The organism is Desulfomonile tiedjei DSM 6799 (assembly GCF_000266945.1).
Classification (GTDB): domain Bacteria; phylum Desulfobacterota; class Desulfomonilia; order Desulfomonilales; family Desulfomonilaceae; genus Desulfomonile; species Desulfomonile tiedjei.
Genome location: NC_018025.1, coordinates 3,497,741 through 3,510,164, shown reverse-complemented (window position 1 = coordinate 3,510,164; position 12,424 = coordinate 3,497,741). Strand labels below are relative to the sequence as shown.

The following is a 12,424-nucleotide window of genomic DNA, read 5'->3' as shown; positions in this document are numbered from 1 at the left end:
GAATAGGTCTAAGTATTCATTTCCCTCAGGGAAATGAATACTTAGACCAAATATTGAAAGTTTCTTGGAGGGGCTTGGGGAACCTTCTTTACAAAGAAGGTTCCCCATATCTTACTGGTTTTAATATCGATTGGAGTTAGATCTTGTATAATTCCGAGTATTTTTGTTCGAGGTAGTTGATGAAATAGGTTGGGTCGAGGTCGTTGCCCGTCACGGTTCTTACGAGATCGCGGGGGAGGTATCTTGTTCCTTGGGAATGGATTTTCTCGCGGAGCCACCCCAGCAGGGGGGCAAATTCTCCGTGGCGTATTTGTTCTGTCACGTTTCCGAGGTCTTTATTGGCTTGGGCGAAGAATTGGGACGCATAGAGATTACCGAGAGTATATGTGGGAAAGTAGCCGATGGACCCGGATGACCAGTGCACGTCCTGCATTACTCCGGAAGCGTAGTCCGGGGGCATCAGTTTCAGATACGCTTTTGTCTTGGTGTTCCAGGCATCGGGGAGATCGAGAACCTCCAGGTCTTTACGAAGGAGCAGTACTTCCAGCTCAAACCTGAGCAGGATGTGCAGGTTGTATGTTACTTCGTCTGCTTCCACCCGTATAAGGCTCGGCTCGACCTCGTTTACGGAAAAGTAGAAATCATCGAGAGAGACATTGGAAAGTGCCTGAAAGCGGTTTTGCGCTTCAGGATAAAAGTGAGACCAGAACTCTTTCGATCGAGCCACAAGGTTTTCCCACATTCTTGATTGGGATTCATTGACGCCCAATGAAATCGGGCGGCAAAACGGGGTGCCCCAATGTTCCAGAGGTAGACCCTGGTGATACAGGGCGTGTCCGGTTTCGTGAATTACCGCGAAAAACGATTCATTGAAATAATTCTCGTCATATCGGGTGGTAATCCTGACATCTCCCGGACCGATTCCAGTGGTAAAGGGATGCGCGGAAATATCCAAGCGTCCTGCTTCCAGGTCGTATCCGAGTTGCCGGGCCACGTCGAGCGCAAACCGTTCCTGCAATTGGACGGGAAAGTTCCCCCGTTTGAGGGAAGGATCGGGTTTTCTGGAGCTTCCAGCAACGCGGTCCAGCAGCTTGACGAGGGCTTCATTCAGCTTGCGAAAGATCGGTTCCAGGTTGCTTGCCGTCTCGGCCCTTTCATATGCATCCAGAAGCGTGTCGTAGGGCTCATTCTCGTATCCAAGTGCCTCTGCTTCTTCACGTTTGAGTGATACGATATGCTCCAGGTATGGAGCGAACGTGCTCCAGTCATTCCCCGGCCGGGCTCGTTCCCAGACGCTTTGGCCTTCAGCGGTAGCCCGAGCCAGTTCCACCGCAAGCTCGTGTGGAATCTTGACCGCACGTTTGAACGAGCGCTTCCATTCACGGTAATTGACTGCTTCAATGGAGACAGAATCCTTCGTGAACTCAGATCCGTCCAATGCGGAAAGCCATTCGCCGATAGCCGGGTCTGTAGCCTTGGAGTGGGCAATTCCCGCCATGGTGGCAAGAACCTGCGCCCGAGTGTGGTGCCCTTTGTATGGGATTTGAGTCCTTTGATCCCAGCCCAGAACAGCCACTGCAGACCCGAGATGCGTTAGTTCTTTGCTCCGGGCGGCAAGTTTTTCATATGCTTCTTGTGCATTCATATTCACCCTCTTCTGATACGCAAAATTCACCCTAGAAAGTTAAGAGCTGTTAGGCTCCAATTAGTTTTCGGATCTCCATGAATTGTGAGCTGCCACTGACAAAATATACTAGATTGAGTCCGACTGACAGTGCCTCTTCGAACATCGGTAGAACATTCGCTCTCAAGGTAGAAGACTTCGGACCAATGTCTTGCACATTTACTTCCATACGGGACTTTCGAGAGTGTTACTTGAGGATTATATTCCATAGGAACCCTTGAAGTACTTACGGGTGTCTGATATTTTCGAGTTGCGTGTAAAGCCAGAAATGAGAGGTGTTTCCATGTGGGAATACAGCGATAAAGTTAAAGATCACTTTTTTAATCCGAGAAACATCGGAGAACTCCAGGATGCAAATGCAGTTGGTGAAGTAGGGTCTCTCGCGTGTGGAGACATGCTGAAACTGTATTTGAAAATCGATCCTGACACGGACAAGATAGTTGACGCACGATTTCAAACATTCGGCTGTGGAAGCGCCATAGCATCCAGCAGCGCGCTTACGGAAATGGTCAAAGGTAAGACTGTCGATGAAGCGCTTGATATAACGAATCAGGATATAGCAGATTACCTTGGCGGGCTTCCCGTAGAAAAAATGCACTGCTCCGTAATGGGCAAAGACGCTTTTCATGCGGCTGTAGCCTGTTACAGAGGCGAACCGGCGCCTCGGGAACACGAAGAAGGCCAACTCGTATGTGAATGCTTCGGCGTTACTGACGAGCAGATCATGCGTGAAGTTCGAGATAACAACCTTACCACCATAGAGCAAGTGACAAACTATACGAAAGCCGGTGGCGGATGCGGACTGTGCCATGACAAAATTGAAGCCATTATCCAACAAGTACGGGGAGAGCGAAAGCAGGCGGCAAAAACGGAAAAAGCAGCTCCCAGGATGACGAACCTGCAGAAAATTGCCAAGATCCAGGAAGTTATCGAAAAAGAAATCCGGCCCATGCTGCAGCAGGATGGCGGAGATGTGGAGTTGGTAGACCTCGATGGGAACAAGGTATTCGTGGCACTCAGAGGATTATGCAGATCCTGCCCCAGTTCGGCACTGACAAAAGGCGGTATTGAATCCAAACTGAAGGAGTTGGTCCATCCGGATCTCTTCGTAGAGGAGGTCGCAGAATGAAGCAAGCGGTCTACCTGGACAACAATGCCACAACAATGGTGGCTCCGGAGGTTTTTGAGGCCATAAAGCCTTTTTTCGTGGAGCGATATGGGAATCCGTCCAGTATGCATTCCTTCGGAGGTGGTGTAGCACGTGAGATCAGGGCAGCTCGAGCAGCTCTGGCGACGCTTCTCGGCGCGACTCCTCAGGAGATTGTCTTTACTTCCGGTGGAACGGAGTCCGATTCGACCGCAATTTTGAGCGCACTTGCGACCAATCCCGGACGACGGGAAATTGTCACCACTCGAGTTGAACATCCTGCTGTCTTGAATCTGTGCAAACATCTCGCACGAACCCAAGGTTTTACCGTCCGATGGCTGGCTGTGGACAAGGACGGCCGGTTGGATATGAACGAAGTCCGTGACAGGATCACCGACAATACGGCAATAGTATCGGTTATGTGGGCCAATAACGAAACAGGGGTACTATTCCCGGTCAACGAGATTGGCGAGATAGCTCAAGAACATGGGGCGCTCATGCATACCGACGCCGTCCAGGCAGTTGGCAAGATTCCGATAAACCTCTCAGAACTGAATATCGATTTTCTGTCGTTGTCCGGTCACAAGCTTCATGCCCCAAAAGGTATAGGGGCTTTGTACATCAAGAAAGGCACCAGGTTCTCGCCTTTCGTGGTTGGCGGGCACCAGGAATCGGACCGCCGCGGGGGAACGGAAAACGTTCCAAGCATTATAGGTCTTGGGGCGGCTGCCGCGCTGGCTGCCAACAACTTCGAGGATGAAAACACCCGTGTGATGGCCATGAGAGATCGGCTTCAACAGGCACTCCTGGAAAAGGTCCCCTCATGCCGTATAAACGGCCATATTGAAGAAAGGCTTCCCAATACGCTTAATATCGGTTTTGAATACGTGGAAGGTGAAGCCATTCTCATGAGAATGGATGAAAAAGGAATCTGTGCTTCTTCCGGTTCGGCCTGTACTTCGGGATCTTTGGAGCCGTCCCATGTGCTGCGTGCAATGGGAGTGCCGTTCACGTCGGTTCATGGATCGATTCGCTTTTCGCTGTCCAGGTACAATACCGACGAGGAAATCGATTTCGTTCTTACCGAATTACCCCCGATTATAGAATTCCTGAGGTCGATTTCTCCATTCGGCCAGGAAGCGCTGAACGCCATCTGCACCGTTCAGTAAAAGCAAAATCGGGGAGGAACTTCTTATAGGAAGTTCCTCCCCGAAACTCTATATGCGCTCACTTTGTCCCAATTCTTTGTCCCGGAGGGACAAAAGGAAATAGCGCGGTAATTCATTGCCGGGAATCTTATGAATCAGCCGTCCCTCTGGGACTCAAGAATCCTTATATCTATAGTTTCGCGATTCTTGCATGGTCGAGTCCGCGCGTGGAGCGCGGGCCGTTGAGTTTTTCGAACTTATTGATTCGGCTGGCTTTCGAATAAATTCTCAGCGAGAAATGACTCCTTCGAGCTGCTGCCAGCATGTCTGAAAAGGTGAACGACTTTTTCCGGCAGTACCAGGGAGCCGGGTCGGCAACGAGGTTCTTTGCAGTGACGAATTGCCCAACGAACCAAAGCACTACAAAGCAGTAGGCCCAGTAAGCAAACATAGGGGCACGGGTTACCGAGGTCTCTTTCCGACACTGAGGTTCAGCCGCACCCAGGAGGTTCTTGGTCTCTCGATTGGTCATCTCAATGCTAAAGCGTGCAGCGTAGCGCTCGATAATCTGCTGTGGTGCAGCCTGAGGGTCCGTATCGAAAAACACCATATTGGCATGGTGGCCGGCCCAATGCTGTTGACTTAAGCTGCGGGGACATTTTTGTACCTGCGGTAAAGCCATTTGTTTTTGCTTTGCTTGTTCACCCTTGGTTGGGGTGGTCGCTGACTGTTTGGTCGATAGTATTTGACACGATAGATTTCTTTGAGAATATCCTGAAAGATTTCGATGGCTCTTTCAGGATCGTCTGCGGCGAGCACGGCGGCTTCAGACGCGAGCGTCATGACCGCATTCTTGAACTGAGGTTCTCCGAGCTCTCCACCGAGTAACTGGGTGGAAATGGCCATGAGAGTTCTTGAGATCACAGCCATGATCGCAGCTGCAAAGAGTTCTTGCAGGACGCTGTTGCAGGTTTTGCCATGAAATTTTTCGATTTCGAGCCCAATCTTTTCATCCCGGAAATAGCTCTCGATTTCCCATCGCCTGAAATAGAGGTCAGTGATCTCCTGTCTCGGAAACTCCACCTTGTCGTAAAGATTCGTCAGGAGAACCGAGAGGGTTCCGTCAGGATTGGACAGTCTGATGACTCTCACTCTGATGGGCTTGGCGGCCTTTCGTTGTTCAGCCGTCACCTGGCTGAGATAGTTCGATGTCGGAGGAATCACGATTTCGGCTTCGCTCTTCCCGCTCCGAATGAATTCCTTTACTGTGGCGAAGGTGGACGTTGCGGGGCAACGTATCACGAAATAGCCTTTGAACTTGTCCAAAAGGTAGCTGAGAAATTCATATCCTGGGTAACCTCGATCCAGGAGCAAGACACTTCCCTCAGGCACGAGGGGCAGGAGATGTTTGGCTTGGTCCCGCTCCGAAGAATTCACCGGGACCACAGTTCTTGCGATGGGCAGACGTCTGAAGAACGCCATAGAGCGTGCATACAAGGCACTGAGGATAATGTCCTTTGCCCGCCTTGCCCAAGTCCGCTCTCAGGATCAAACTCGGCCCTGAGCTCATCGGCGGCTGGAAGCGTATAGTCGGAGCCATCTATCGCATGAGTGGACATACCATGCCACTCGTCCTTCGGGCTCTTAGGCCAACACTCATAAGCCAGACCAACCGCATCATCGAGTATTTGCCGAAAGATCCTCCAATCCACCTTTTTGCGCGCCTTGGTGAGCGCGCTTCGATGGATCGCCTCGGCGTCAGGCCAAAGGCCAAGAATTCTGGCATGTCGAAAGAATTCACCGGATTTCATGTCCACTCCTTTACCCTTTCCACTGGCGGCAATGGACAAGATGAAGGTGATAAGCTTTCCAAAGGCGAGTTTTCTGTTTCGAGTAAAGTCCTGAGGCGAGCGTTTCTTGGAAGGGTCGATTTGTCCGGGAATAATGTGAAGAAATTTTTCAGCGTACGCGCTAAGTTGGCATGGTTCTTCAAAGCATAATGCGTGCCATAATAAAATCCTTTCAGCAGCTTGTTTTGAAAGAATTTATCGCGCGTAACTACCCGCATGTCAACACAATTCCTTCTGAATTCTCGGAGGTTAAACGTGAAAAATCAAGAACCCTTTCCTTAATTCAACAGCATTGGGTGGCCGGCCGGGTCATGGCACAACACGATCGAAAGAGGCTGTTGCCCTGCGCTATGATACCATAGCGCCGTGAACTGATGTATCAGGAGCTTAGTTTGTTTTCCATAGCAGAAGACCCTAATCTCATTCCACCCCAGATTGGGGTCCTGGAACATCGTTTCCAGGGAGGGCAGTCGAGCGCCTCTCTTGCGAGGTCTGCCCATCACTGTAAATGGAGCAGGTTCCAGCACAGCGAACAAAGCTGCATCCTTTCTCAGCCTCCCTGTAATGTGCACATTCTTGGGTCGTGCTTTGAGGATGGTATCGCAGCAGTATCCCAGGTCGAACACAATTCTCAGTCTTTCTCCCTCTTGGAGCCATGAATGAGTCAGATTTATAAGATCCAATCCAAGTTCGGGTTTTGTCTTGTAGGGCAGGCTCTTGGGATTAAACTTGGCCTTTGGCGGCCACCAAAGGCGGGCAGCGTATGGCAGACAAAACATGCGATCGCTGATGCCGGGAAGGCGAATCGCCAGTCCTATGATGACAAAGCACACTCCATACCCCTTTTGCTTAGTATGCTTTGGGAGTGAACCATCATGCTGCCAGCCCGCGCCACAGATCTTCTTGCCAGTGTGCTTGTTCAAGGTGTCGTCAATCACCACAAGGATCTCGATCCCTTCTGCAATCAGCGTTTCTACCAACATTCTGAAGACGAAATAGGAGACAAAGTCAGTCTCCCATCGTCCCTTGCCGAGGAATCGGTAGATGCTGGCGAAGTGCTTGGATTCATGGAGTCTCATGGTCAGAATCACCTGGCTGATAGTGTGCTTGCCCATAGTGAGCACCCAACCGACCACCAGCGCAACGAAGATACGGAAACTCGGTGCGCTGAAACACGCTCTGAAATGAATCTCGTCAATCCCGAACGGATCTGGTATAGATCTCTTCAACTGGCGTTCCTCCTTCCCAGAATCTTTACACAAAACCGGGTATGTGCGGAACGCCTTATTTTTTCAAGGATTATCTCACCATCTAACCGTCCAGAATACAAAAAGGGCGAAACTATAGATCCTTATATAGTCATTGCCAAAAAATTCTGTCGTTTATCCCGCTGGTGAATTATAGGATATTGGTAGGGACCGGCGTCTCTGCCGGTCCATTATGGTAATATCATTGATTATATTGGAGATGTGCCGGCACGGAGGCCGGCACCCACCAATACTTTTTTTTCTGAATCGGACATTAATTTTGGAAATTACTGTAAAGAAGGCGCAGAAAAGTATAGTCTTGCTTGCCCGAATTATTTCTTCTCACTTATACGCAGCAGGTCGCCCCTCATACGATCGATAAAACCGCCGTCTATTTTGAATATGGTGTTCTGTTCCGGAGAAGGCGATACGGAAACGTTTACGGTTTCGGGAGTCTTAATGTCACCGGTATCCGGTTGTGCTGCTGCGGCTTCGCCCTTTTTCTCATCGGGCTTATTCTCTGGCGTGCTTTTTGACTCTTCCCAGGCCGCTTTGAATACGATGGGATCTTTTTCGTTCTTCCGGTAGAAGGATGCGACAAGCTGCGGTTTCTCCAGGAGAGTTGCCGCGGGATCTGTCGAGGGTAGCGTGGACTTCCACTCAAGGTCTTTCAAAGCCCACAAGAGTCCGCTTACAACCCAGGAGTCCAGGTTTTCTTTCTTTTCCGGTTGCTCCATGGACCATTTCTTATCCTTTTGCACCAGCAGCCATGTCTTGCCGTCCACAGCGACTTCTATCTTCTCGATGTCCGATGGATTCAACGCCATCACAGAGCGATCCCTGAGATCTTTCGGATCGGTTTTCAGGCTCTTCAGTGCTCGCTCTTCGATCACATAGATCATAGGCTGATCTTTCAATTTGGCGTACACGGAGGTTGACCCGGGAGCCTGAGACTCCTTCGGATCTTGCTTGGGCTTGCCTACAATGAGGGTTTGAGCCAATTTGGCCCCGGAGAGATGAATCGTCTCCTGGGGATTTTCAAATCCGTACGTGTCTCCATCTGTGTTCGGTTCGTCGATAATGTCCTTTGCTTTCAGTGCAGTGATGCTGTTCAATCCTGATTCCATTACCGACAGCTTTGCTTTGAATTTCTCAGGCTTCGTCAAATTCCACTTGTCGGGCGATTCCCGCTCCAGTTCAATTGTCTGTCCTTCCTTGGATATCACGACGCGGTCGACATCGTTTGGAGCAATGGAAAAGATCGATTTTTCCCTCAGGTCGAAGACTTTCTTGTTGAGGCTGTTCTTAAGAGTGTCGGCTACCAGCAACAATTTCGGCTGGCCTTCCACTCGGGCGTAAAACGAGCTCTTGGACGGATTACCGGCTCCGAAATCTATTTGCGCTTTCTTTTCGGGCGTTTCGAGTGTCAGGATGAATTCCGGCTTTTCCAGACCGTATTCCTCCCATTTCACATCTTTTTCCGAAATCACTCTTTCGGGTTTGGCATCGAGCGCCGATTGCACGAGCGCGCCGATTGCGAACTGATCCCCCGCTGTTTTGACAGGAGCCGAAAGCACCCAGGAATCTCCGGGTTTCTTCAGCTCGATGACCTGGTCCGGAGATTTAAGTTCAATGCGGACTATCTTGTCTTTATCGAGATGGATCAGCTTTGCCGCTTGATCTTCCTGTTGTTGTTTTTCCGTCTTATACTTGATTTCCACGAAATACACGTAAGCAGCCAATGCGGCCAAAATTACAGCATATATCGCAAGATTCCGTAACTTCATCAGAATTCCTCATTCAGGGAGTTTCAGAGTAAAGTCTTGATCTCAGGACCCGAAAAGACCTCTTCGAATCGTGAAAGCAGCACCAACATGCATAGGAGGAATACAGGTCTCCTCAGGCTGCCGGATCGGTGGTTACAGTTTATGCCGGAACCGCTCTCTTCCGATAAACGAACACCACCACCCCGATTACGATCCAGATGAGCGGCACGAATAACAGCGGAATCGCAAATACCGCCCAGGACTCGCTCGATGTGAGAACTATGGGGGTTGCTTTGGTCGATTTCGGTCGTATCGCGATCAGGTTTTCATCCTCTGCCAGCCATGAGACCGAATTCATGAAGAGATCCGGGTTACCCTGGAGTTTGAAAAACTTGTTGGCTGCCACCAGAGAACTGCCGAACACCACGATCCTCGACTTGACCGGTTTCTTTGCGGTTTCTTCTTCAGTTTTCTTGTCCGGGGGCTCGTCCGAAAATTCTTTTTCCTTTTCTATATCTGCGGCTTTGGTCTGATCGGGTTTTCCTTGAGGGGGAGTGTATGTCGACACGGCCATAACGGATATGGGGCCTTTCTTACCGGTCTTTTCATCAAAGTTTGCATTGCCGGACTTGAGCTGTTCTTCATTTATCGTCCAGGACACGTCACTTGTGAGAGCCAGCTCCTGCACCTCCACTCCCTGTTTGAAATCGCGTGAGGCAACCACGGACCGCACTTCCGGGAAAAACGACGCAAGCGTAAAGTTCTTTGTGATCTGATGCTTTATATACGTGGTTATGACCGGCATAAGATAATCGCCACCGAGGGCTCGGCTCATACGATCCACCACAATGTCCTCTTCGGTGACAAATCCATAGTTCTTCAAGAAATTGGCTAATTTTGGCGTCTTGAAGGGCGTAAGAAGAACCAGCAAATGACCGCCGCGCTCAAGGTACTGACGAAGCGCCTGGAATTCCGAGTCCATGGGGTCGGTCTTGGGACCTGCAACGATTACTGCTGCTGCATCCTCCGGTACGCCGGGAGCCTGGAGCAAAACCAGATCTTCAACCTTGTAGTTTTGTTTTTCTATTTGCGTTTTTGCCGCCTTGAATCCATCGACTTCATCGGATTCAGGGGAAAGCTCGCCATGCCCCTTCAGGAGATAAATCTTTTTCGTCTCTGTTCTCAGGAGTCGGGAAATGGCGTTCGTGATGCTTTCCTCATTCATTGAGTTGACTCGCTCGTCTTTCCCTCCGATCTTGAGCACCATGGTAGGGTAGGTGTCTATGCTGTTTTGCAGAGCGAGAGTCCTGTCTCTGTCCGGATCGTGAAAGCTGTAATGAAATTCGGAATACACATCCTTGTACTGATCGAGCAGATCTTTGGTTGCTTCTCTTGTTCCACTATCTTTGGATTCATAGAAAACCAAAACGTCCACCGGGATCTTTTTTTCTTTGAGTGTATCCATGAGCTGCTTGCTTTGGGGTGCAAGCGTATGTTTTCCTGTTTTGGTCAGATCCCATCGTTTCGGATTCTGAATAGCGATATATTGTATGGCCGCGACAATTGCCAAAAAAATGAAAACACCCGCAACGGTCCCGCCGCCCAGGAGTAGTTTGCTTCGAGAGTTGATCGCCATACTTTATCCCCTCCACCTATATGTTTCTAAAGATCGCAGGGTGAGAAAGAGAAAGAACGCCGTGAAGAGAGCAAAGAAGGTCACATCCGGAAGCGAGATTAACCCTTTATAGAATGAATCCAAATGCTCCAGGATCGATAATTGTTTCGTCAATGCCCCCCAGGGTTCGCCGAGAATCGTCGAAGTCCAACTGAGTATCCAGAAGAGCAGTGCAGATCCGAACGTCAGTGATGCGGAGATGATCTGATTTTCCGTGAGTGAGGACACGAAGACCCCGAGGGCGATGAAAGCAGCTCCCATGAAAAAAAGGCCCAAATACCCGGCAAACATGGACCCCGGATCCGGTTCGCCGATTCCGAACAGGAGAAGCATTGAAGGCCATGTCGCTGCGAGCATGATCAGCAACAAGAGAGTGCTGGCGAAGTATTTCCCGAGAACGACTGCAGGATCGGAAATAGGGTAGGTGAGCAGTAATTCTATCGAACCGGACTTCTTCTCCTCCGAGAACACCCGCATCGTCAGCAGCGGAATTACAAAAAGCAACACAATGCCCATATTCTGCAGCAAAGGCCGCACGACCACGTCGGTGAGATTGATGCGCTCCGCAATCATGGGATTATTCATAGCCTGAAGACTCACCAGGCTCATAAACGATATATTGGCCCAGAAGAAGAAGCCGCAGATAACAAGGAAACAGGCAATTACCCAGTAAGCAACGGGTGAAGTGAAGTAACCCGCCATTTCTTTTCGGAAAACTGCAGCTAAACCGGTCATACAGCAGCCTCCTTGCGGTCGTTATCGTCTGAAGAGTCCTGGTCTTCCGTCTCCTCGGTAATAAGATCGATAAACACGTCCTCCAAGCTGACCTGAAGGCTCTTCAGTTCCAGCAGGTCCCACCCGCTCTCGAAAACGGCTCTGGCCAAGGCCGGTCTGACATCCATCTCCGGAGCAGCTTCGACCAGCAGGCTGGACTCACCATTGAGGGACGTCGAAGCCGAAACCGAACGAACTCCGGAAACTCGCGAGAGCACTGAAATTGCTTCCGCTTCACCGGCTCTAACAGTTACCTGGGCACGTGAGTATTTGCCGTGAGTTCGCATGAGATTCGCAGGAGTGTCCTCGGCAACAATAGATCCCTTGTTAATGATCACGACACGGTCGCAAACCTGACTCACTTCCGGCAGTATGTGCGTGGAGAGAATCACCGTACGATTTTGCGAAAAACCCTTGATGAGCTGCCGGATCTCTCGAATCTGCTTTGGGTCGAGCCCGATTGTCGGCTCATCGAGTATCAGTATCGGCGGATTGCCCATCAATGCCTGGGCTAATCCGACTCGCTGTTTGTAACCTTTGGAAAGCGATCTGATCAGCTTGCCCATGACCTGTTCCAGGCCCACAGACTCTGCAACTCGACTGATTTCCTTGGATCTTTCCCCACTGGGAATATGCTTCGCCTGTGCAACAAACCGGAGATAGTTCTTAACGCGCATCCATTCATAAAGCGGAACATTCTCCGGGAGATAACCGATTTTCTCACGAATTTTTAACGATTCGTCTCGCGTGTCCATCCCTAGAATACGCGCTACTCCTGCCGAAGCAGGTGAAAAACAGGTGAGAATCCTCATAGTTGTGGTTTTGCCGGCACCATTCGGTCCGAGAAAACCTACAATCTCACCGGATTCTACGCGAAAATTCACGTCCTTTATGGCTGTAAAACTTCCATAATATTTCGTGAGGCCTTCCACTTCAATCATTGGCTATCCTCCTCAGCTTACTGTCAAGAGCTTTCTTTTACTCGGATAAGAGTATTTGTCAAGAGTCCGGATGGTATGTTCCGCTCTTACCGAATCGCATTCAATAATTCATATTCAATTATTCGATCAATAAGTTAGCTCTCATACGCAGGAAATACGTTAACAATTGACCAGCATGTCCTAGCATGATAT

The 12,424-nt window shown here is 50.0% G+C and carries 9 protein-coding genes and 2 pseudogenes; 3 read left to right on the top strand and 8 right to left on the bottom strand.

Annotated features, from left to right (window positions below):
• Positions 1 to 136: 136 nt before the first annotated feature.
• On the bottom strand, positions 137 to 1,645 hold the full coding sequence (locus DESTI_RS14875) for a carboxypeptidase M32 (protein WP_014810793.1): 1,509 nt from the start codon (positions 1,643 to 1,645) through the stop codon (positions 137 to 139).
• 322 nt (positions 1,646 to 1,967) lie between these two features.
• On the opposite strand from DESTI_RS14875, the gene nifU reads away from it, so the two are divergent.
• Both nifU and nifS read left to right on the top strand, forming a co-directional pair.
• Entirely contained in the window at positions 1,968 to 2,813 is an 846-nt protein-coding gene (gene nifU / locus DESTI_RS14870; protein WP_014810792.1) for a Fe-S cluster assembly protein NifU, read from the top strand.
• Positions 2,810 to 4,000, top strand: a complete 1,191-nt coding sequence (gene nifS, locus DESTI_RS14865; RefSeq protein ID WP_014810791.1) for a cysteine desulfurase NifS — start codon at positions 2,810 to 2,812, stop codon at positions 3,998 to 4,000. The genes nifU and nifS overlap by 4 nt, the downstream gene beginning before the upstream one ends.
• A gap of 169 nt (positions 4,001 to 4,169) precedes the next feature.
• Here nifS and DESTI_RS14860 read toward each other — a convergent pair.
• Together DESTI_RS14860 and DESTI_RS30790 are read right to left on the bottom strand one after the other, a co-directional pair.
• Positions 4,170 to 4,607: pseudogene (locus tag DESTI_RS14860) on the bottom strand (IS701 family transposase); the annotation flags it as partial.
• Positions 4,608 to 4,621: 14 nt separating this feature from the next.
• A complete protein-coding gene (locus DESTI_RS30790; protein WP_041286225.1) occupies positions 4,622 to 5,461 on the bottom strand; it encodes an IS4 family transposase in 840 nt (279 codons plus the stop codon).
• 35 nt (positions 5,462 to 5,496) lie between these two features.
• On the opposite strand from DESTI_RS30790, the gene DESTI_RS30785 reads away from it, so the two are divergent.
• Positions 5,497 to 5,979: a hypothetical protein gene (locus DESTI_RS30785; protein WP_041286224.1), complete on the top strand. Its 483-nt coding sequence runs from the start codon at positions 5,497 to 5,499 to the stop codon at positions 5,977 to 5,979.
• A gap of 146 nt (positions 5,980 to 6,125) precedes the next feature.
• Here DESTI_RS30785 and DESTI_RS14845 read toward each other — a convergent pair.
• From DESTI_RS14845 to DESTI_RS14825, 5 genes and pseudogenes are all read right to left on the bottom strand, one after another.
• Positions 6,126 to 7,058, bottom strand: a pseudogene (locus DESTI_RS14845) (IS701 family transposase); the annotation flags it as partial.
• 350 nt (positions 7,059 to 7,408) lie between these two features.
• Positions 7,409 to 8,863 (bottom strand): DUF4340 domain-containing protein, encoded by a 1,455-nt coding sequence (locus tag DESTI_RS14840; protein ID WP_014810789.1) that lies wholly within the window; start codon positions 8,861 to 8,863, stop codon positions 7,409 to 7,411.
• Between the two features lie 139 nt (positions 8,864 to 9,002).
• On the bottom strand, positions 9,003 to 10,478 hold the full coding sequence (locus tag DESTI_RS14835) for a GldG family protein (RefSeq protein ID WP_014810788.1): 1,476 nt from the start codon (positions 10,476 to 10,478) through the stop codon (positions 9,003 to 9,005).
• 3 nt (positions 10,479 to 10,481) lie between these two features.
• Complete coding sequence (locus tag DESTI_RS14830; protein ID WP_014810787.1) at positions 10,482 to 11,252, bottom strand: ABC transporter permease subunit; 771 nt, start codon at positions 11,250 to 11,252, stop codon at positions 10,482 to 10,484.
• A complete protein-coding gene (locus DESTI_RS14825; protein ID WP_014810786.1) occupies positions 11,249 to 12,232 on the bottom strand; it encodes an ABC transporter ATP-binding protein in 984 nt (327 codons plus the stop codon). Before DESTI_RS14825 ends, DESTI_RS14830 begins: the two co-directional genes overlap by 4 nt.
• Positions 12,233 to 12,424: the final 192 nt, after the last annotated feature.